The 20,753-nt window shown below is 75.1% G+C and carries 16 protein-coding genes and 2 pseudogenes; 12 read left to right on the plus strand and 6 right to left on the minus strand.

Translation table 11 applies throughout. The features are described from left to right. Positions 1 to 7: 7 nt before the first annotated feature. Positions 8 to 877 carry a hypothetical protein gene (locus OO48_RS36075; protein WP_081952016.1) on the plus strand — a complete coding sequence of 290 codons (870 nt, stop codon included), beginning with the start codon at positions 8 to 10 and terminating at the stop codon, positions 875 to 877. A 219-nt stretch (positions 878 to 1,096) separates the two neighbouring features. On the opposite strand, the gene OO48_RS09725 is transcribed toward OO48_RS36075, so the two are convergent. Further along, the gene (locus tag OO48_RS09725; protein ID WP_033214452.1) at positions 1,097 to 2,308 is read right to left on the minus strand and encodes a GNAT family N-acetyltransferase; all 1,212 of its coding nucleotides are present in this window, start codon (positions 2,306 to 2,308) and stop codon (positions 1,097 to 1,099) included. Positions 2,309 to 2,429: 121 nt separating this feature from the next. Beyond that, on the minus strand, positions 2,430 to 3,623 hold the full coding sequence (manA, locus tag OO48_RS09730; protein WP_033214215.1) for a mannose-6-phosphate isomerase, class I: 1,194 nt from the start codon (positions 3,621 to 3,623) through the stop codon (positions 2,430 to 2,432). Between the two features lie 199 nt (positions 3,624 to 3,822). Here manA and OO48_RS09735 point away from each other — a divergent pair, with 199 nt between their 5' ends. From OO48_RS09735 to OO48_RS09750, 3 genes and pseudogenes are all read left to right on the plus strand, one after another. Then, complete coding sequence (locus OO48_RS09735) at positions 3,823 to 4,767, plus strand: MBL fold metallo-hydrolase (protein ID WP_051731935.1); 945 nt, start codon at positions 3,823 to 3,825, stop codon at positions 4,765 to 4,767. A gap of 10 nt (positions 4,768 to 4,777) precedes the next feature. After that, positions 4,778 to 5,775: pseudogene (locus OO48_RS41150) on the plus strand (NTP transferase domain-containing protein). Next, positions 5,772 to 6,995, plus strand: coding sequence for a molybdopterin molybdotransferase MoeA (locus OO48_RS09750; protein WP_081952018.1), 1,224 nt, complete (start codon positions 5,772 to 5,774; stop codon positions 6,993 to 6,995). The pseudogene OO48_RS41150 and the gene OO48_RS09750 overlap by 4 nt, the downstream one beginning before the upstream one ends. Positions 6,996 to 7,111: 116 nt before the next feature. Here the strand turns inward: OO48_RS09750 and OO48_RS09755 are convergent, their stop codons facing one another. Beyond that, positions 7,112 to 8,170, minus strand: a complete 1,059-nt coding sequence (locus tag OO48_RS09755) for a potassium channel family protein (RefSeq protein ID WP_051731967.1) — start codon at positions 8,168 to 8,170, stop codon at positions 7,112 to 7,114. 200 nt (positions 8,171 to 8,370) lie between these two features. On the opposite strand from OO48_RS09755, the gene OO48_RS09760 reads away from it, so the two are divergent. The 5 genes and pseudogenes from OO48_RS09760 (at position 8,371) to OO48_RS09780 (ending at position 14,616) form a co-directional block, all read left to right on the plus strand. Beyond that, complete coding sequence (locus tag OO48_RS09760) at positions 8,371 to 9,339, plus strand: NAD(P)H-quinone oxidoreductase (RefSeq protein WP_033214457.1); 969 nt, start codon at positions 8,371 to 8,373, stop codon at positions 9,337 to 9,339. A 127-nt stretch (positions 9,340 to 9,466) separates the two neighbouring features. Continuing rightward, the gene (locus tag OO48_RS40610) at positions 9,467 to 10,645 is read left to right on the plus strand and encodes a hypothetical protein (RefSeq protein WP_033214217.1); all 1,179 of its coding nucleotides are present in this window, start codon (positions 9,467 to 9,469) and stop codon (positions 10,643 to 10,645) included. A 76-nt stretch (positions 10,646 to 10,721) separates the two neighbouring features. Further along, positions 10,722 to 11,339, plus strand: coding sequence for a bacterial proteasome activator family protein (locus tag OO48_RS09770; RefSeq protein ID WP_033214218.1), 618 nt, complete (start codon positions 10,722 to 10,724; stop codon positions 11,337 to 11,339). 105 nt (positions 11,340 to 11,444) lie between these two features. After that, a pseudogene (locus tag OO48_RS09775) lies at positions 11,445 to 12,746 on the plus strand (protein kinase domain-containing protein); the annotation flags it as partial. A 181-nt stretch (positions 12,747 to 12,927) separates the two neighbouring features. Then, complete coding sequence (locus OO48_RS09780) at positions 12,928 to 14,616, plus strand: protein kinase domain-containing protein (RefSeq protein ID WP_051731938.1); 1,689 nt, start codon at positions 12,928 to 12,930, stop codon at positions 14,614 to 14,616. Between the two features lie 14 nt (positions 14,617 to 14,630). Here OO48_RS09780 and OO48_RS09785 read toward each other — a convergent pair whose 3' ends face one another. Both OO48_RS09785 and OO48_RS09790 read right to left on the minus strand, forming a co-directional pair. Continuing rightward, complete coding sequence (locus tag OO48_RS09785) at positions 14,631 to 15,716, minus strand: phosphotransferase enzyme family protein (protein ID WP_033214221.1); 1,086 nt, start codon at positions 15,714 to 15,716, stop codon at positions 14,631 to 14,633. A 56-nt stretch (positions 15,717 to 15,772) separates the two neighbouring features. Then, positions 15,773 to 16,432, minus strand: a complete 660-nt coding sequence (locus OO48_RS09790) for a response regulator (RefSeq protein WP_033214223.1) — start codon at positions 16,430 to 16,432, stop codon at positions 15,773 to 15,775. 313 nt (positions 16,433 to 16,745) lie between these two features. Between OO48_RS09790 and pdhA the strand changes: the two genes are divergently transcribed. The 3 genes from pdhA to OO48_RS09805 are packed head-to-tail and all read left to right on the plus strand — an operon-like array spanning position 16,746 to position 20,318. After that, the gene (gene pdhA, locus OO48_RS09795) at positions 16,746 to 17,897 is read left to right on the plus strand and encodes a pyruvate dehydrogenase (acetyl-transferring) E1 component subunit alpha (RefSeq protein ID WP_033214225.1); all 1,152 of its coding nucleotides are present in this window, start codon (positions 16,746 to 16,748) and stop codon (positions 17,895 to 17,897) included. Beyond that, positions 17,897 to 18,871 (plus strand): alpha-ketoacid dehydrogenase subunit beta, encoded by a 975-nt coding sequence (locus OO48_RS09800; RefSeq protein ID WP_033214227.1) that lies wholly within the window; start codon positions 17,897 to 17,899, stop codon positions 18,869 to 18,871. Before pdhA ends, OO48_RS09800 begins: the two co-directional genes overlap by 1 nt. 13 nt (positions 18,872 to 18,884) lie before the next feature. Continuing rightward, on the plus strand, positions 18,885 to 20,318 hold the full coding sequence (locus tag OO48_RS09805; protein WP_033214228.1) for a dihydrolipoamide acetyltransferase family protein: 1,434 nt from the start codon (positions 18,885 to 18,887) through the stop codon (positions 20,316 to 20,318). A gap of 118 nt (positions 20,319 to 20,436) precedes the next feature. Here OO48_RS09805 and OO48_RS09810 read toward each other — a convergent pair whose 3' ends face one another. Next, positions 20,437 to 20,700 carry a helix-turn-helix domain-containing protein gene (locus OO48_RS09810; RefSeq protein WP_033214230.1) on the minus strand — a complete coding sequence of 88 codons (264 nt, stop codon included), beginning with the start codon at positions 20,698 to 20,700 and terminating at the stop codon, positions 20,437 to 20,439. Between the last annotated feature and the right edge of the window lie 53 nt (positions 20,701 to 20,753).

The following is a 20,753-nucleotide window of genomic DNA, read 5'->3' on the forward strand; positions in this document are numbered from 1 at the left end:
TCTGCCCATGCCTGAGACCTTCGTGGAGTTGGGATCCGTCGATGCGCCGTCCGGTGTGCTGGTGCTCGGTATGGCCGGGTGGATCGACTACTGGCGGGAACTGGGCCGGCCCCTATCCGAGCGGGCCAAGGCGGCAGCGGCAGCGGCGTCGGGAGGAGGGCACCTCCGTGAGTGGTTGTGCGAGGCGGTTGCCGTCCCTGCTGCCGCAGACCGGCCATTGAGGGTGAGGGCGAGCACGTCGCCGTCCCCGTTCGACGAGGAGCCGACGATTGCGACCTTGGAGATCAGCCTCGGTCGCAAGTGGCCCGATTCCGCGGACCGGTCGGTGCCGATCCCGATCGGTGACCTGCCCGTCGACCGGTGCGGCATGGTCATCGGCGACGCGGTGGGGTTGGACGCGTGGACGGGGATGAACGGCGAGCCGGCCGACGGACTCGCCGACGTCTTCTACTGGGGCCGGTACGCGGACGACGCGCACGCCGAATTCGGTGGCGAGCGGATCGCGCAGTACGGCGTCGAAGGACCGCACGGGTGGCTCGACCTCCCGTTGGCCGAGGCGGCCGTCCGCGCGGCCGAACTCACCGCTTGGTGCGACCGCCTCCACGGCAGGGGCCTCGTGGTTTCGATCGACAAGCACACCGACTACCACCGCTTCCGGCGAGCAGGGTGGCGCCACCCGCTCCGCGCCGGGGCGATCGAGGTCGGCGGCTGCCAGGTGCTCGGCATCGAATGGGACCAGGGCGACCACTCGATGAGGCACCGCGGCGAGCGGGACGCCGACCAGGTCTATCCGGTCACCCTCGAAGCCGACGAGGCGGGCGAGATGGTGATGCGATGGGCCATTCCGCCCTACGACTTCGACGACGAAGACGAGTGACGAGCTCGGCTCTGGGATCCGCCACCGTGGTGAGACTGATCAGCTCCGGCACGTAGTGAGACAGATCGGGGAGCCGCAGGTCACAGCGGTGGTATCCGACACGAACCGCGAGACCCTACATGACGGCTGCGGTGGCTGTCGGCTGCCGGGTGCTCGGCTTCGGACGGGAGCAGGGCGACCACGCGACGGGGCACCGCGGCGAGCGGGGGCGGGCCGGGTTCAGAACCAGTGCAGGCAGTGCGGTTCGCGGTCGGAGCGGAACAGGGCGTCGGCGCGGGCCGGGACGTCGGGGTGGTGGGCGCGCAGGTGGCCGGCCCGGACCAGGGTGCTGGGGGCGGTGCCGCCGAGCAGGACGGAGCCGAGGTCGCTGACGTCGAGGGAGAGGTCCGGTTCGCGGTCGGTGGGGACGCAGGTGGCCTCGCCGTCGCGGACGGTCAGCAGGTGCCGGTGGTGCTCGCCGAGGAAGGGGTCGTCGACGTCGAGGACGAGCGTGCCGTCGGTGCTCCAGCCGCGGGCGGTGAGCGCGCCGGGGACGTCCAGCACCCGGGCCCAGAGCCAGTCGGTGTGCTTGCCGGGCTGGGCGGCGTTGAAGTCGGCGAGCTGCCAGGGCAGCGGGCTGTCCGGCGGGACGTGCCGGAAGACCACTTCCTGGACGAGGTCGTGGCCGAGCAGGTAGCGGGCGAGCGCGGTGTGCGCGGCGTCGGTGGCGGCGACCGTCTCGTCGACGACCAGGCTGCGCTTGTCCTCGATCGAGTAGCTGGCGTACCCGTCGGGCGCGCCGTCGGCGTCCCGGTGCAGGGCGATGTAGCGGGGCTTGGGGGCGACCGGGGGCTGGCCGGCGCCGCGGGCCCACCAGCGGTGCGGGCGGGAGACGGAGCCGGGGCGGGTGCGCCGGTAGCGGTCGTAGACCTGCTCCAGCAGGTCCACCGCCCGGTCGCGGTGCAGCAGTTCGACCGTGCCGCCCGGTTCGGTGCCGGCCCGGGGCGGGGTGAGCGCGGCGCGGTGCCGGGGCACCGTCAGGCTCCGGGTGTAGGTGGCGGGGCCGTAGCCGAAGCGCCGGTAGATCACCGACTCGGAGGCGAGCAGCACGGACAGCACCTCGCCCCGGGCCCGCAGGTCGGCGAGTTGACGGCGCATCACCGCGGTGAGCACGCCCCGCCGCCGGTGCGAGGGCAGCACGCCGACGGCCGTCACCCCGGAGACCGGGACGATCCGCCCGCCGGGGAGGGTGAGTTCGAAGGTGTACGCCCCGGCGGTGCCGATCGCCCGCCCGTCGGCGTCGCGGGCGAGCAGGCCGCGCTCCGGTTCGAACGCCGACCACCAGACGCCGGTGCCGTCCTCGCCCGGTGGGTCGACGAACAGGCCGAACGCGGCGTGCATGGTCTCCACGAAGAGCTGGTGGTCCTGCTCGCTGGTGGGCCGGATGTCGATCACTGCCGCCGCCTTCCCGGGGTCGCCGTCTCGGTCGTCCGGGACAGTGCAGCCGCCTCGCGCGTGCACGGTCAAGCGATTAAGCCGGGGCGCGCCTGGCGTACCAGGCGCGCCGCCCGCGCTAGGAGAGCGTGACGGTGCTGCGGAAGACGCTCGCCCCGGGGCCGGTGAGCACGGTCTCGGCGCCGTTCGCGGGCAGGAACGCGGACTCGCCCCGGCGGAGCGTCAACGCCTGCTCGCCGGAGGAGAGTTCGACCGTGCCGGCGGTGCAGAGCAGGATCTGCGGGGCGTCGCCGGGCAGGGTGGCGGGGCGGTCGGCGAGGTCGTAGCGGGAGAGCCGGAACTCGTCGATCGGCACCGGGTAGAGCCGCTCGCCGTCCGGGCCGGGCTCGGGGCGCAGGATCTCGGGCAGGCCGCCCTCGAACCGGACCACCTTGAGCAGTTCGGGGATGTCCACGTGCTTGGGGGTGAAGCCGCAGCGCAGCACGTTGTCGGAGTTGGCCATGATCTCCACACCGGTGCCGCGCAGGTACGCGTGCGGGAGGCCGGCGCCCAGGTAGAGCGCCTCGCCGGGCTGCAGCCGGACGTGGTTGAACAGCAGCGCGGCGACCAGCCCGGGGTCGCCGGGGCACTCGGCGGCGGCGAAGGCGTACCCGGCCAGCGCGCCGGTCGGGTCGGCGGGGGCGGCGGCGGTGACGGCGCGGGCGACGGCGTCCACGGTCTCCCGGCCCTCGGCGTCGGTCATGCTCAGCGCCCCGGCGAGCGCCCCGGCCAGCGCCTCCGGCTCGGGCTTGGTGCGCAGCAGGTCGATCAGCGGGTCCAGCCCGGGGACGTCGAGCGAGGCCATCAGGTCGGCCGCCTCGGCGGGGCTGCGGAAGCCGCACAGGCCCTCGAACTCACTGAGCGCGCAGATCAGTTCGGGCTTGTGGTTGTCGTCCTTGTAGTTGCGGTGCGGTGCGTCGACCGGGATGCCCCGGGCCTCCTCGTCGGCGTACCCGGCCCGGGCCTGCTCGCGGGTCGGGTGGGCCTGCAGGGACAGCGGCAGGGCGGCGGCCAGCACCTTGGCCAGGAACGGCAGCGTCGGCCCGAACCGCTCGACGGACGCGGCGCCCAGCTCGGCGACCGGGTCGGCGGCGATCACCCGGTCCAGCGCGACCGGGCCGTCGCCGCGGTCGACCAGGGACGGCGCGCCCGGGTGGGCGCCCATCCACAGCTCGGCCTGGGGCACCCCGGTGGCGGGCCGTCCGAGCAGCTCGGGGATGGCGGTGGCCGAGCCCCAGGCGTAGTCGCGGACGGTGTTGTCGAGCCGGTCCATCAAGTGCTCCCAGATTCGTGCGTGCGGAGGTGCCCGGTGCCCGGGGACCCTAGACAATAGTCGACGCCGCGGGCGCCCCGCGGGGTTGCGGCGATCACCCTCCTGGGCGTGCCCACCCGGCGGCACGGGGGCCTTCCGGCCAGGCTGGACGGGTACGGGGCCGCCTCGGCCCGCCGCCGCACCGACCCGGGGAGCAGCCGTGACCGCGTCACCGCCCGACGAGAGCGTCCGCAGCCGCGTACCGGCGCCCCGCCCGCTGGAGGTCGAGGTCTTCACCGGCCCGGAGAGCGCGTTCTTCGCCACCTCCAGCCTGGTGATGGGCGAGCGCGCGGCGATCCTGGTCGACGCCCAGCTGACCCGCAGCGCCGGACGCGAACTGGCCGAGTGGATCGCCGGCAAGGGCCGCGAGCTGCTGGCGATCGTGGTCAGCCACCAGCACCCCGACCACTACTTCGGCGCGGAGGAGGTGCTGCGGCTGTTCCCGGCCGCGCGGCTGGTGGCCGCGCCCTCGGTGGTCGAGGGGATCGGGCGGACCGCGGCGGCGAAGGTCGCCCAGTGGAAGCCGGTGTACGGCGACGACATCCCCGACCAGCCGCTGCTGCCCGCGCCGCTGCTCCCGCAGCCGCTGATGATCGACGGCCAGCTGATCCGGGTCCTGCAGCTCGGCCAGGGCGACACCGCGGGCTCCACCGTCGTCCACCTGCCGAGCATCCGCACCGTGATCGCGGGCGACTTCGTCTACAACGGCACCCACGTCTGGACGGCCGACACCGACCCGGACGCCCGCGGCCGGTGGTCGCACAACCTGGGCCTGATCGCGGACCTCGGGGTGGACCGGGTGATCGCCGGGCACCGCGCCCCCGGCACGGACGACGCCGCGCACCGGGTGCTCGCCTTCACCGCCGCCTACCTGCGCGACTTCGACGAGGCGCTGCACGACCACCCCGACGACGCGGAGGCGCTCGCCGCCGCGATGAACGAGCGCTACGGCGGCCTGACCCTGCCGGCCATCCTGGAGCACGGCGCGGCCGCGAACACCGCCCGCCGGGAGATCCCGCCCGTTGACGACCGGGACGACCGGGGCGACGGGGGCGACGGGGACGACGGGGCGCTGCGGGCGGAAGCCGTCGACGGCGAGCGGTGATACTGCCGGTGTGACGGAGCGGGAGACGGAGCGCGAGTACGACGCGGTGGTGGCGGCCGGCGGGGCGGGCCGCCGGCTCGGCGGGGTGGACAAGCCGGCCCTGACGGTCGGCGGGCGGTCGCTGCTGGACCGGGTGCTGGCCGCCTGCGCGGGCGCCCGCGAGGTGCTGGTGGTCGGCCCCGAGCGCCCCACCGAGCGGGCCCGGGTCCGCTGGCTGCGCGAGGACCCGCCGGGCGGCGGGCCGGTCGCGGCGGTGGCCGCCGCGCTGCCCGCGGTGTCCGCGCCGCGCGTCCTGCTGCTCGCCGCCGACCTGCCGTTCCTGGACGCCGCGACGGTGCGGCGGCTGCTGGCCGCGCTCGACGACCCGGCTCCCGACGGCGCCCTGCTGACCGACGCCACCGGCCGCGACCAGCCGCTGGCCGCCGCCTACCGCACCGCCGCCCTGCGCGCCGCGCTCACCGCCCTCGGCGACCCCGCCGGCCGCCCCCTGCGCCACCTGCTCGCCGGCCTGAGCCTGGTCCGCCTGCCCGACCCGGCGGGCGCCTCCTTCGACTGCGACACCTGGACCGAGCTCGCCGAGGCCCGCGACCGCGCGGGGGAGTAGGACGCGACAACAGGGCGCCCGGAGGTGCGCGCCCTCACCGCGCCGCGCCGCGGGCGGTGAGCGAAACGAACCGCGGTGCTCATGGGGGAAGCGGCTTGCCGGGGGCCGGATCGGGCAGCATGGGCGTCATGGAGCGCACATTGGACGAGTGGATGGCCGCGGCCGGTGCCGAGCTGGGCCTGGACCTGGCGGTGGACGTCCGCGGGCTGCTGGACATGACCAGGGTGGTCGCGCACGGCGTCGAGCGTCCGGCCGCGCCGCTCACCGCGTTCCTGGTCGGCTACGCGGCGGCCGCGAACGGCGGCGGCGCGGCGGCGGTGGCCGAGGCGAACGCGAAGGTGACGGCGCTGGCCGAGCGCTGGGCGACCGGGGACGGCGGGCCCGGCGCGGCGGACGGGCGATGAGCGCGGCGGCGGGCGTGGCCGGCGAGGTCGGGGCGGACCCCGCCGCCGTGCCGCGCGACTGCCCGTGGCCGACGGCCCGGCACGCGGCGCGGTCGGCGGTCCGCCCGCTGCCGGCGGAGCGGGTGGAGCTGACGGCGGCGGCCGGGCGGACGCTGGCGGAGCCGCTGACGGCGCTCACCGACCTGCCGGCCTTCGACACCTCGGCGATGGACGGCTGGGCGGTGGCCGGTCCGGGCCCGTGGCGGCTGTCCGGCCGGGTGCTGGCGGGCCAGGGCTGCGGGCCGCTGGCGGACGGCGCGGCGGTGGAGATCGCCACCGGCGCCCAGCTGCCGCCCGGTGCCACCGGGGTGCTCCGGCGCGAGCACGGCGTGCTCACCGGACTTGCGGACGGAACGGCCCAGCTGCGCGGCGAGGTGGTGCCCGGGCAGGACGTCAGGCCGCGCGGCCAGGAGTGCGGCCGGGGCGAGGAACTGCTGCCCGCCGGGCTGCCGGTGACGCCCGCGGTGCTCGGCCTGGCCGCCGCCGCCGGGCACGACCGGCTGGCCGTGCACCGCCGGCCGACCGTCGAACTGCTGGTGCTGGGCGACGAGCTGCTGGTGGCGGGGGTGCCCGGGCCGGGCCGGGTGCGGGACGCGCTGGGCCCGCTGCTGCCGCCGTGGCTGGCCGGGGCGGGGGCCGAACTGCTCGGCACCCGCTACGTCCGGGACGACTTCGGGCTGCTGCGGGACGCGGTGCGGCACTCGCCCGCGGACCTGGTGCTGACCACCGGCGGGACGGCCGCCGGGCCGGTGGACTTCCTGCACGCCGTGCTGGCGGCGGTCGGCGCGCGTCCGCTGGTGGACGGGGTGGCGGTGCGGCCGGGGCACCCGATGCTGCTGGCGGCGCTGCCCGGCGGCCGCCACCTGGTGGGCCTGCCGGGCAACCCGCTGGCCGCGGTGGCGGGCACCGTCACGCTGGCGCTGCCGCTGCTGCACGCGCGGTCCGGCCGCGCGCTCCCGGCGGCCGGGCCCGCCGAGTCGCTGGCCGCCGCGCTGCCCGGGCACCCCGTCGACACCCGGCTGCAGCCGGTGCGCCGCAGCGCCGCCGGGCTGGTCCCGCTGCCGCACGACGGCCCGGCGATGCTGCGCGGCCTGGCCCGGGCCGAGGCGCTGGCGGTCGTCCCGCCCGGTGGTCTGGCGGCGGGGGAGTACGCCGAGGTGCTGGCGCTGCCGCGGTCCTGAGGTCCGGCCGGGATGTTCCACGTGGAACGGCGGTGCCGTGGCTCCGGCCGTCGGCAGCACGGACCCGCCGTTCCCCGAGCCCTTGGAGGGGCTTCCCGTCCGTGCTCGCCCGGCGGTCAGTGGGTGACCGGGGTGCCCGGCTTGATGACGATCAGGCGGTCGGTGAGCTGCAGGGTCGCCGCCTCCGGCTCGGTGTAGTTGAGCACCCGGCGGCCGCGCACCACCGCCACCACCAGGTCGTCCAGCTCGCGCGGGCTGCGCCCGGCCTCGGCCTTGGTGACCGGGCGCTCGGTGACGTCCAGGCCGTTGCCGTAGGTCAGCAGGTCCTCCATCACCGAGCCCGCGTTCGGGCTGAGCATCGACATGCCCAGCAGCCGGCCCGCCGAGCTGGACGAGGTGACCACCACGTCCGCGCCGCTCTGCCGCAGCAGCGGGGCGTTCTCGTCCTCGCGGACGGCGGCGACCACGGTGGCGCCCTTGTTCAGCTGGCGGGCGGTCAGGGTGATCAGGGCGGCGGTGTCGTCGCGCTCGGGGGCGACCACCACCTGGGCGGCGCGCGGCAGTTCGGCCCGGATCAGGGTCGCGGCCCGGGTGGCGTCGCCGAGCACGCCGACCAGCCCGTCGTGGGTGGCCTGGTCGATGGCCTTGGCCTGCGGGTCGACCACCACGATGGAGTCCTTCGGGACGCCCTGGCCGAGCAGGGTGTCCACGGCGCTGCGGCCCTTGGTGCCGTAGCCGATGACGACGGTGTGGTCCCGCACGGTGTGCCTCCAGCGTTCGATCCGCCACTGCAGGCGGGTGCGTTCGGTGAGCACTTCGAGAGTCGTGCCGACCAGGATGATCAGGAAGAGCACGCGCAGCGGGGTGATCACGAAGATGTTCACCAGCCGCGCGGTGTCGCTCACCGGGGTGATGTCGCCGTACCCGGTGGTGGAGAGGGTGACGGTGGCGTAGTACGCCGCGTCGAGCAGGGTGACCGAGGAGTCCGCGTTGTCGTGGTAGCCCGCGTGGTCCGCGTACACGATCAGCGTGGTGGCCACCAGCACGCCCAGGGCCAGCAGCAGCCGACGGGCGACCTGGCGCGTCGGCGGGCGGGTCTGCCGGGCCGGCAGGGCGATCCGGCGGGTGGGGTCGGTGGTGTCGGTGCCCGGGTCCCGGAAGCGGTTGAGTGTCAGACGGGACGGCCGGGCACCCGTGTCCTGGGGCGGGTTGGAGTTCGGCACAGGCACAAGGATGGAGGGTCCGGACGCCGCCGGGGAACGCCGGGGCCGGAGTGTCGCCGGCCTGTCAGGATGCTCCCGCCCATCCTGACGGACTGTCCGTCGACGGCGGGGGGCACCGGGCGTGCGGGGGCCGGAGGCGTAGCGTGGCGGCCATGCGAGCCATCACGATTCCCGAGCCCGGCGGCCCCGAGCGGCTGGTCTGGGCCGAGGTCCCCGATCCCGTACCGGCGGCCGGCGAGGTGCTGGTCGAGGTCGCCGCCACCGCGGTCAACCGGGCCGACCTGCTGCAGCGCCAGGGCTTCTACGACCCGCCGCCCGGAAGTTCGCCCTACCCGGGCCTGGAGTGCGCGGGCCGGATCGTCGCGCTCGGCCCCGGGGTGGCCGGCTGGGCGGTCGGCGACGAGGTCTGCGCGCTGCTCGCGGGCGGCGGCTACGCCCAGAAGGTCGCCGTCCCGGCGGGCCAACTGCTGCCCGTGCCTAAGGGGTTGACGGCACAGCAGGCGGCCGCGCTGCCCGAGGTGGCCTGCACGGTGTGGTCGAACGTGTTCCAGGTCGCCCACCTGCGCCCCGGCGAGACCGTCCTGCTGCACGGCGGCGCCAGCGGCATCGGCACCATGGCGATCCAGCTGGCCAAGGCCGTCGGCGCCCGGGTCGCGGTCACCGCGGGCAGCGCCGAGAAGCTGGCCCGCTGCGCCGAGCTGGGTGCCGACCTGCTGATCGACTACCACGAGCAGGACTTCGTCGAGGAGGTCGCCGCGCTCGGCGGGGCCGACGTCATCCTCGACATCATCGGCGCCAAGTACCTGCAGCGGAACATCGACGCCCTGGCGGTCAACGGCCGTCTGGTGGTGATCGGCCTGCAGGGCGGCGTCAAGGCCGAGGTCAACCTCTCCACCCTGCTGTCCAAGCGCGCCGCCCTGGTCGCCACCAACCTGCGCGGCCGCCCGCTCGGGGAGAAGGCCGCCATCGTCGCCGCCGTCCGCGAGCACGTCTGGCCGCTGGTCGAGGCGGGCGTGGTGAAGCCGGTGGTCGACCGCGTCCTGCCGATCGCCGAGGCCGCCGAGGCGCACCGGGTGATCGAGTCCGGCACCCAGGTCGGCAAGGTCGTCCTGGAGCTCTAGGGGCTCCGGGGTCCCGCCTGGGCGGGGTCGAAATGCCCGGAGTGTCCGAGTATGTGAGTCTGGTCACAAGCTGTTCCGCCTCCGCCCGCATCTCCCTGCGGACGGCCGTCGGGAGGACCTGCTTTCCATGCTCGCTCGCCGCCGCACCGCGCTCCCCGCCCAGGCCGTCCCGGCCGTTCCGGTCCGTGTCACCGCCGCCCGCCCGCCCGCGCTGCGCCGCTGGGCGGTGCTGGGCGGGGCGGCACTGCCGCTGCTGCTGGCCGCCCCGGCCCTGGCCGCCGACCCGGCGGCCGGGCCGGCCGCCGGGCCGCGGCAGCAGGCGCAGGCGCAACTGGAAGCGGCCCGGCAGCAGGCCAGGGCCCAGCTGGACGCGGCCCGGCAGCAGGTGGCGGGGCTCGCGGCGGAGGCCACCGAGCTGCCGGGGGTGCCGGTGCCGGCGGCGGGCGGGGCGATATCCGTGCCGTCCGACCCGGCCGATGGGCCGGCCACCGCTGTCGCCACGGCCACCACCACGGCCACCGCCACCCGGACCACCACGGCCACCGCCACCCGGACCGCCGCGTCGCCGGCCGTCCCTGCTGCGCCGCCCGTGTCATCCGGGTCGCCCGTTCCGGGGGAGGAGGGGGAGGAGGGAGAGCCGCAGGCGCCGGTGGAGCCGTCCCGGACCCCGTCGGTCCCGCCCGTCTCCGCTCCGGCGCCCACGCCCGTCCCTTCCCCTTCTCCTTCCCCCTCTCCCTCCCCGACGCCGACTTCCGGGCCCTCCCCCTCCCCCACCCCCGCCCCCGCGCCCTCGGCCCTGCCGCCGTCGCCTCCGCCGTCCGCCCCCGGGCACGGGCGGCACCAGCAGCCGGTGGTGCCGCTGCTCCCGGCCGCGCCCTGGACGCCGCCCGCAGGGCCCCCGGCGGACGGGCCGGCCGACGGGCCGCGCACGGCGCCGGAGCGGGACGCGCCGGAGCGGGAGCCGGACGCGGCGGGGCCCGGCCGGGGCGGCGGCCGGTCGGGCGCGACTGCGGGCACGGTCCCCGGCGCACCGAGCGCGACCGCGGGCACGGTCCCCGGCGCACCGAGCGCGAGCGCGGACGCGAGCGCCGGCACGGGCACCGGGTCCGGCGGCGCGGACGCGGACGCGGCCACGGGGGAGCCGGCGGTGGCCGGCGGGGAGCTGGCGGCGGGCCCGGTGGTGCCGGTGGTGCCCGCGCCGCACCGCTGGGGCGACCCGTCCGTCCGGCAGTTGCCGCTGGGTGTCGGCCTGGGTCTGATGGGCCTCGGCCTGGGGATGATCGGGTTGCGGCTGCGCCGGCGGTGACGGGGACGGCCGGGCCGGGACGATCGGCGGGCCGGTCGCGTTGACCACCGTGGTGGACGAAGCATATGAAGGAGTTATGACCAACCCGATGAACGAGCGGTCGCAGCAAGAACCCTTCCCGGCGGCACAGGCGGCGGCCGGGAGGTCAGAGGACAGTCCGAAGGTGCTGATCGTCGGGCCGGACGGGATGGCGGTGGGCACCGCGTCGGCCGGCGGGCTGGGGCGGGGCGGCGAGGAGGACGAGCCGCGCGAGCTCCCGGTGACCGAGATGGTCGAGCAGCCGGCGAAGGTGATGCGCATCGGCAGCATGATCAAGCAGCTGCTGGAGGAGGTGCGGGCGGCGCCCCTGGACGAGGCGAGCCGGGCGCGGTTGAAGGACATCCACGCCAGTTCGATCAAGGAGCTGGAACTGGGCCTGGCCCCGGAACTGGTCGAGGAGTTGGAGCGGCTCTCGCTGCCGTTCGCCGACGACACGATCCCGACCGAGGCCGAACTGCGCATCGCCCAGGCGCAGTTGGTGGGATGGCTGGAGGGCCTGTTCCACGGCATCCAGACCGCGCTGTTCGCCCAGCAGATGGCGGCGCGGGCGCAGTTGGAGCAGATGCGGCGGGCGCTGCCCCCCGGTCTGCACGGCGCGGAGGGCGACCAGGAGGAGGGCCCGGGCCGCGGGATCCGCTCCGGTCCGTACCTGTAGTCCTACCCACGGTGGCCTTGCGGGGGCCGCGCTTCGGCGCGGCCCCGAACCGCTACCCTGACCGGTGTCCGGAGAAGTACCGCGCGCCGAGGGGGAGCTGGGACGATGACAGAGGGCACCACCGAGGGGCACTCGCTCGGGCACGGCCGGTACGTGCTGCAGCGGCTGCTCGGGCAGGGCGGCATGGCGTCCGTCCACCTCGCCTACGACACGGTGCTGGACCGCCAGGTCGCGGTGAAGACGCTGCACACCGAGCTGGGCCGGGAGGCCTCGTTCAAGGAGCGGTTCCGGCGCGAGGCGCAAGCGGTGGCGCGGCTCCAGCACACCAACATCGTCTCGGTGTTCGACTCCGGCGAGGACGTCGCGCCGGACGGGTCGACCACCCCCTACATCGTGATGGAGTTCGTCGAGGGCCGTTCGCTCAAGGACGTGCTGGACGAGCAGGTGACCGCGCTCGGGGCGATGCCCAACGAGCAGGCGCTGAAGATCACCGGCGCGGTGCTGGCGGCCCTGGAGGCCTCGCACGACCAGGGGCTGGTGCACCGCGACATCAAGCCGGCCAACGTGATGGTGTCCACCAAGGGCGTCGTCAAGGTGATGGACTTCGGCATCGCGCGCGCCCTGCAGTCCGGTGTCACCTCGATGACGCAGACCGGCATGGTGGTCGGCACCCCGCAGTACCTGTCGCCGGAGCAGGCGCTCGGCAAGAGCGTGGACGCCCGGTCCGACCTGTACTCGGTCGGCTGCATGCTGTTCGAACTCCTCAGCGGGCAGCTGCCGTTCGACGGCGACTCGGCGTTCTCGATCGCCTACAAGCACGTGCAGGAGACCCCGCCGGCGCCGTCCACGCTGAACCGGGCGGTCACCCCGGAGATCGACGCGCTGGTGGAGCGGGCGCTGCGGAAGGACCCGGCGCACCGGTTCCCGACCGCGGAGGCGATGCGCGAGGAGCTGGAGCGCGTCCTGTCGGGGACGCAGGGCGGCGGCAACACGCCCCTGCAGGCGTCCACCCCGCTGGTGATCGGCGAGGGCCCGCGCTCGGTGCACGCCGCGCCGTCGCTGACCAACTTCCCGCCGGTGCAGCCGCAGCAGCCGTACCAGCCGGTGCCGGGCCCGCAGACCCCGCCGCCGTACGCGGCGCAGACCCCGCAGCCGTTCCCGCAGGCCGCACAGACCCCGGCGCCGTTCCCGCAGGGAGCGCACACCCCGCCGCCGTTCCCGCAGCAGGCCTTCCCACAGCAGCAGTTCCCGGCGCAGACCCCGCCGCCGATGATGATGCCGCCGTACCCGGCGCCGAAGAGCGAGCGCAACGGCTGTTCGACCGCGGCGATCGTGATCTGCGTGATCGCCGGCGTGCTGATGCTGTCGTTCATCATCCTGATGATCGTGGTCGCCAGCGCCGGCAACTGACGCCGGGCACAACCGTTCGACACCGTACTCGAAGCCGCCTCCCCGGCGGGCCGGCAGCGCCCGGTCCGACCCCCGCGCGAGCCCTCCCGTTCCACGCCGGAGGGCGCGAGACGGTAGCGTGCTCGGGAAGAACCGACAGGGCGAACGCGCGCCGAGCGGGTGCCCGGGGCGAGGAGCGATGGGTCAGAGCGAACGACCGGACGACGACGGGGACCAGCGACGGGACGTGCCCGGCGAGGACGCCCGGGACGGGGACGCGGGCGGGCCCGAGGAGGCCACCGGACCCACCGAGGTGATCCCGTCCGGCCCCCGGACTCCCGGCCGCGGCAGCGCCGTTCCGTTCCCCACGGTCGGCGAGGGCCGCTACCGGCTGACCCGGCGGCTGGGCCGCGGCGGCATGGCCGAGGTGTTCGCCGCCCAGGACATCCGGCTGGGCCGCACCGTCGCCGTCAAGCTGCTGCGCTCGGAGCTCGCCGAGGACGACACCGCCCGGCTGCGCTTCACCCGCGAGGCACACGCCGTCGCCGCGCTCAACCACCACTCGATCGTCGCGGTCTACGACACCGGCGAGGAGCAGCACGGCGGCGAGTCCACCCCGTACATCGTGATGGAGCTGGTCGAGGGCCGCACCGTGCGCGAGCTGCTGGTGGACGAGGAGGCGCCGCCGGTCGACCAGGCGCTGATCATCACCGCCGGGGTGCTGGAGGCGCTGGCCTACAGCCACCGGCACGGCATCGTGCACCGCGACATCAAGCCCGCCAACGTCATCATCACCACCACCGGCGCGGTCAAGGTGATGGACTTCGGCATCGCCCGGGCGCTGGCCGGCGGCGCCACCACCATGACGCAGACCGGCATGGTGATGGGCACCCCGCAGTACCTGTCGCCCGAGCAGGCCCTCGGCAAGGCGGTCGACCACCGCTCCGACCTGTACGCGGCCGGCTGCATGCTGTACGAACTGCTCACCCTGCGGCCGCCGTTCGTCGGCGAGACGCCGCTGTCGGTGGTCTACCAGCACGTCCAGGACGTGCCGGTGTCGCCGTCCCGGGCCAACGACCGGGTGTCGCCGCAGTTGGACGCGCTGGTGCTGCGGGCGCTGGAGAAGAACCCGGACGACCGGTTCCAGAGCGCCGACGAGTTCCGCGCCCACGTGCAGCACGCGCTGCGGCAGATGCACGGCGCGGCCGGCGCGGGCTACCCGCCGGGCGCGGCCGGACTGGCCGCGGCCGCCGCGGCCGGCGCCTGGGAGCACACCCCGCCGCCCGGCTCCGCCTCGCTGACCGAGCCGATGAGCCCGATGGCGGGCGAGGCGGACGCCACCGAGGCGCTGCCCTACCGGGCCACCTCGGCGTACCGGACGCCCGCGCAGCCCTACCCGGCGGTGGTCGGGGCGGGCGGCGGCGGGAACGGCGAGGAGCCGGGCGAGCCGCACCGCCGCAACCCGTGGGGCTGGGTGCTGGGCGCGGTCGCGCTGGTGCTCGCCGCCACCATCGGGATCGCGCTGGCGCTGACCGCCGACAACGGCCCCGACAAGACCCCGGAGGAGAAGCAGACCACGGCGCCGGTGTCGACACCCAGCGCCCCGGCCAGCGACGAGCCGGTCGAACGGCCCACCACGCAGGCGCCCACCCGCACCCCGAGCGGCGGCGGCACCCACCAGCAGGAGACGCCGAGCAGCACGCCCTCGCCGTCCGCCTCGCGTTCGGCCAGCCCGTCGCCGTCCGCCTCGGCCAGTTCGTCGCGCTCGGCGACGGTGAGCGCTTCGCCCTCGGCCAGCGCGAGTGCGAGCGCGAGCGCGAGCCCGTCTCCCAGCGCGAGCGGCTCCCCCGGTGGGGCGCTGCCCAGTCCGCCGGCGGGCTCCGAATAGCCTGGGCGGGCAGGTCAGTTGGTGAAGGCGTCCAAGACCTGCTCGTACTCCTGGCACCACCAGGCCAGTTGGCCGGCCGCGGCCGGGAACAGCGGGTCGGCGCGGTGGTCGCGGCGCTGGTAGCGCCACTGCAGCATCCACAGGTCGTTCAGCCGCTCCCACCAGACCCGGTGGACGGCGCGGGCGACCTGTTCGGCGTCCGCGGCGCCGGTGGCGCGGTAGGCGCGGGCCCAGTGGCGGACCCGGGGGAGGTCGAGGACGCCGGTGGCGCGGTCGTTGAAGAGCAGGGTGGCGGCCCGGACGGCCTCCTCGGCGACCGGGTGCGGGGCGAGCTTGTCCCAGTCCAGGACGGCGCTGACGGTGCCGCCGAGGTGGAGCACGTTCAGGCCGTGGAAGTCGCCGTGGGTCCAGCCGGTGGGCGGGGCGTCGGCGGGGCCGGGGCGGCGGTGGCGGTGGGCGTCGAGCAGTTCGAGGCGCTGGAGGAGGTGCTCCTCGGCGTACCGGTCGAAGGCGTCGTAGGGGCGGTGCGCGCGGGCCAGGGCCCGGAGGTCGGCGATGATCCGCCGGGTCTCCTCGACCTCGGCGCTGAGCACCCCGTCCGGCTGCCGCAGCGGGGCGCACACCTCGGCCAGCGCGCCGTGCAGCGCCCCCAGCAGGGCGCCGAGCGCGCCGCACCGCTCCGGGGCGAGCTCGGTGCCGTGGCGGTGGTTTCCGGCCACCCACGGGTAGAGCGCGAACAGCCGTCCGCCGTGCGCGGTGACGGTGCGGCCGTCCCGGTCGGCGAGCGGGGCGGGCACCGGCAGGCCGCGGGCGGCCAGGGCGGCGGTGGCGCGGTGCTGGGTGGTGATCGCGGGCCGGCCGGCGGTGGCCCGGTCGACGTAGCACTTGAGGAAGTAGGTGCCGTCCCCGGTGGTGACCCGGTAGCCCCGGTTGAGCAGGCCCTCCGCGACCGCGGTGACCGCCGTGGGCGGCGGTAGGCGGTAGGCGCGCAGGACCCCGGCCACGGCGGCGTGCGCGACCGGGGGGCTGAGGGTTCCGACGGGGGGAGCGGTGGCGTCCGGGCGGGCCGGCGCGAGGGAGATGGTCTGACCGTCCGTCACGCGCAGAGCTTATTACTCGGCGTGATGGTGACTTGACACAGCGTGTGCGAATCTGCTCAGTGGTGCTGGTCGGCCTGGCGGCGGGCCACGTAGGCGGCGACCTGGGTGCGGCGCTCCATGCCCATCTTGGCGAGCAGGCTGCTGACGTAGTTCTTCACCGTCTTCTCGGCCAGGTGCAGCTCGTTGCCGATCTGCCGGTTGGTCATCCCCTCGCCGATCAGGTCGAGGATCCGGCGCTCCTGTTTCGTCAACTGCGCGATCCGCTCGTCCTCCTTCTCGCCCCCGTCGCGCAGCCGGGCCAGCACCCGACTGGTGGCCACCGGGTCGAGCAGGGATTTGCCGGCCGCGACGTCGCGCACCGCGGAGAGCAGATCGGTGCCGCGGATCGCTTTCAGGACATATCCGGAGGCCCCCGCCATGATCGAGTCGAACAGCGCCTCGTCGTCGGAGAAGGAGGTGAGCATCAGGCATTTCACCGAGGGGTCCCGGGAGCGGATCTCGCGGCACACCTCGACGCCGTTTCCGTCGGGCAGCCGGACGTCGAGCACCGCCACGTCCGGGTGGACCGCCGGGATGCGGTTGAGGGCCTCGGCCGCCGTCCCCGCCTCGCCCACCACCTCGATGTCGCCCTCCATGGAGAGCAGGTCGTGCACGCCGCGCCGGACCACTTCGTGATCATCGAGGAGAAACACCCTGATATGTCCGTTATCGGTCATTTGCAAAGCGTCGCACAAATCGATGCCGGTTACCCCCTTTCGCAGCGGCCCGTGCCCGGATACCGTGCGCTGGTGTCCTGACCGGAACGGGTAAGCCGCGTCACACCGACGGTTTCCCCCACCGGAGAACAACTAGGACGTCCTAGCGCAAGGGCGCCAAAGGGCGCCGCTGGGTAACGTTCTCGTGAGGGACGCCGTCGGAAAGGGAACACCGCCTGCCCGCACTGGTGCGCACACCCACGCGCGCGAGCCGGGGAGGCGACCGGACCGGCCACCGGCGACCCCGGGCGGCCGGACAGACCGAGGAGTGAACGTGACCGTCAAAAGCACGTCGAGGGCGCGCAAGAAGGCCGCCCCCGGCGTCCCCGACCCCGCCCGGGCCGGCATCGGCGCCGAGCCGGAGCTCGTCCAACTGCTGACGCCGGAGGGCGACCGGGTCGAGCACCCGGAGTTCCCGCTCACCGTGACGCCGGAGGAACTGCGCTCCCTCTACCGGGACCTCGTCCTGGTCCGGCGCTTCGACGCGGAGGCCACCTCGCTCCAGCGACAGGGCGAACTTGGCCTGTGGGCCTCGCTGTTGGGCCAGGAGGCGGCCCAGGTCGGCTCCGGGCGCGCGATGCGCAGCGGCGACTACGCCTTCCCCACCTACCGCGAGCACGGCGTGGCCTGGTGCCGCGACGTCGACCCGCTGAACCTGCTCGGCATGTTCCGCGGCGTGAACAACGGCGGCTGGGACCCGAACGAGAAGAACTTCCACCTCTACACCATCGTGATCGGCTCGCAGACCCTGCACGCCACCGGTTACGCGATGGGCATCACCAAGGACGGCGCGGACGACGCGGTGATCGCCTACTTCGGCGACGGCGCCTCCAGCCAGGGCGACGTCAACGAGTCCTTCGTCTTCGCCTCGGTCTACAACTCGCCGGTGGTGTTCTTCTGCCAGAACAACCAGTGGGCGATCTCCGAGCCCACCACCGTGCAGACCCGCATCCCGCTGTACCGCCGCGCCTCCGGCTTCGGCTTCCCCGGCGTCCGGGTCGACGGCAACGACGTGCTGGCCTGCCTCGCGGTCACCCGCTGGGCGCTCGACCACGCCCGCAGCGGCCAGGGCCCGGTCCTGGTCGAGGCGTTCACCTACCGGATGGGCGCGCACACCACCTCCGACGACCCGACCCGCTACCGGCAGTCGGAGGAGACCGAAGCCTGGAAGGCCAAGGACCCGATCCTGCGGCTGAAGGCCCACCTGGAGAAGGAGGGCCTCGCCGACGAGGCGTTCTTCGCCGAGGTCGAGGCCGAGAGCGAGAAGCTGGGCCTGCGCGTGCGGGAGGGCGTCCGTTCGATGCCCGACCCGGACCCGACCCTCATCTTCGACCACGTCTACAGCGAGCCGCACCCGCTGGTGGACGAGGAACGCGCCGAGTACGAGGCGTACGCCGCCTCCTTCGAGGGTGGGGAGCACCACTGATGGCCGGCCAGCTCAGCATCGCCAAGGCGCTCAACGAGGCGCTGCGCAAGTCGCTGGAGAGCGACCCGAAGACCGTCCTGATGGGCGAGGACATCGGGAAGCTCGGCGGCGTCTTCCGGATCACCGACGGCCTGCAGAAGGACTTCGGCGAGGACCGGGTCATCGACACCCCGCTCGCCGAGTCCGGCATCGTCGGCACCGCGATCGGCCTCGCGCTGCGCGGCTACCGCCCGGTGGTGGAGATCCAGTTCGACGGCTTCGTGTACCCGGCCTTCGACCAGATCGTCTCCCAGCTCGCCAAGATGCACGCCCGCGCGCTCGGCCACGTCAAGATGCCGATCACCGTGCGCATCCCGTTCGGCGGCGGCATCGGCGCGGTCGAGCACCACAGCGAGTCGCACGAGGCGTACTTCGCGCACACCGCCGGCCTGCGGGTGGTCAGCCCGTCCAACGCGCACGACGCGCACTGGATGCTGCGCCAGGCCATCGAGTCGGACGACCCGGTGGTCTTCCTGGAGCCCAAGCGCCGCTACTGGGACAAGGGCGAGGTCGGCGAGGACCCGATGCTGCCGCTGCACTCGGCGCGCGTCGTCCGGCCCGGCACCGACGTCACGCTGATCGCCTACGGGCCGATGGTCAAGGTCTGCCAGGAGGCCGCGCAGGCCGCCGAGGAGGACGGCCGCCGGCTGGAGGTCGTCGACCTGCGCTCGCTGTCGCCGATCGACTTCGCCGCCCTGGAGGAGTCCGTCAAGCGCACCGGCCGCGCCATCGTCGTGCACGAGGCCCCGGTCTTCCTGGGCCTGGGCGCGGAGCTCGCCGCCCGGCTCACCGAGCGCTGCTTCTACCACCTGGAGGCACCCGTCCTGCGGGTCGGCGGCTACCACGCCCCCTACCCGCCGTCGCGCGTCGAGGAGACCTACCTCCCCGACCTGGACCGCGTGCTCGACGCCGTCGACCGCGCGCTCGCGTTCTGAACAGGGGGACGGGATGACCACTGACGTTCACTCGCTCCGCGAGTTCAAGATGCCCGACGTGGGCGAGGGCCTGACCGAGGCCGAGATCCTCACCTGGTACGTGAAGCCGGGCGACACCGTCACCGACGGGCAGGTGGTCTGCGAGGTGGAGACCGCCAAGGCCGCCGTCGAGCTGCCGATCCCGTTCACCGGCGTGGTCGAGGCGCTGCACTTCCCGGCGGGCGCCACCGTCGACGTCGGCACCTCGATCATCGCGGTGGCCGTCGCGGGCGCCGCTCCCGCTGCCGCCGCTCCCGCTGCCGCCGCTCCCGCTACTCCCGCTGCCGCCGCCGCGCCCGCCGAGGCGGAGCCGGAGCGGCGCGAGGTGCTGGTCGGGTACGGGCCGCGCACCGGCTCGGTGCAGCGCCGGGCCCGGCGCACCAACGGGGCGCCGGCCGCGCCCGCCGCGCCCGCGCCCGCTCCGGTGGCGGCCCCCGCCCCGGCGCCGGCCGCGCCCGTCGCGCCCGTCGCGCCCGTCGCGGCGGGGGAGCGCCCGCTGGCCAAGCCGCCGGTGCGCAAGCTCGCCAAGGACCTCGGGATCGACCTGCGCTCCGTGGTGCCGACCGGCCCGGACGGCGTGATCACCCGCGAGGACGTGCACGCCGCCGCGAACACCGCCGCCGAGGCGGTCGTCGAGCCGGTGGCCGCTCCCGCGCCGGTGGCGGCGGCCGAGGCGGCGCCCGCGCTGCCGGTGCCGAGCGCGTCCGGGGACGTCCGGGTGCCGGTCAAGGGCGTGCGCAAGGCCACCGCGCAGGCGATGGTGGCCTCGGCGTTCACCGCGCCGCACGTCACCGAGTTCGTCCAGGTCGACGTGACCCGGACGATGAAGCTGGTGCGCAGGCTCAAGGAGAGCGGCGAACTCGGCGCCGGGGTGCGGGTCAGCCCGCTGCTGCTGGTCGCCAAGGCGCTGCTCACCGCCGTCAAGCGGCACCCGGAGATCAACGCCAGCTGGGACGAGGCGGCCCAGGAGATCGTCCTCCGGGGCGCGGTCAACCTCGGCATCGCCGCGGCCACCCCGCGCGGCCTGATCGTCCCGAACATCAAGGACGCGGGCTCCCGCACGCTCTCGCAACTGGCGGTCGCCCTCGGCGAGTTGGTGGAGACCGCGCGGCAGGGCAAGACCGCTCCGGCGGACATGTCCGGCGGCAGCATCACCATCACCAACGTCGGCGTGTTCGGCGTCGACACCGGCACCCCGATCCTCAACCCGGGCGAGGCGGCGATCCTGGCCTTCGGCGCGGTCCGGGAGCTGCCCTGGGTGCACAAGGGCAAGGTGGTGCCCCGCCAGGTCACCACGCTGGCGCTCTCCTTCGACCACCGGCTGGTCGACGGCGAGCTGGGCTCCAAGGTGCTGGCGGACACCGCCGCGATCCTGGAGCACCCGAAGCGCCTGATCACCTGGGGCTGACCGGCCCCGCCCCGCAGGGCCCCGTTCCGTGTGCCGGAGCGGGGCCCTGCGCTCGTGCGGCGGGCCGCGGCGGTGTCGCTGCGGAGCGTCGGGCGCCGGGGCGGCGTCAGGGGCGGCGTCAGGGGCGGGCGGAGCGCCAGCCAGCCCGGGCCAGGGCGAGGAAGTCCGCCGAGGCCGGCTCGCCCAGGCCGAGGGCCGCGCACAGCAGGGCCGCGGTGGTCGGGCGCGGGCCGGCCACGCCGCGTTCCAGGTCGGACAGGGTGCGGATGCCGAGCCCGGCCTCGGCGGCCAGTTCCCGCTGGGTCAGCCTGGCGTTCGCGCGGTGGGCGCGCAGTACGCGTCCGAACGTTCCGCGCGGGTCGGCTTCCCGCCTGGTTTCCATGTCCTCGGCCCCCCGTGGTTCCCGTGCCGTTCCCCCGTTCGGCAGCGTATCCC

It is taken from the genome of Kitasatospora phosalacinea, assembly GCF_000716545.1.
GTDB classification, from domain to species: domain Bacteria; phylum Actinomycetota; class Actinomycetes; order Streptomycetales; family Streptomycetaceae; genus Kitasatospora; species Kitasatospora phosalacinea.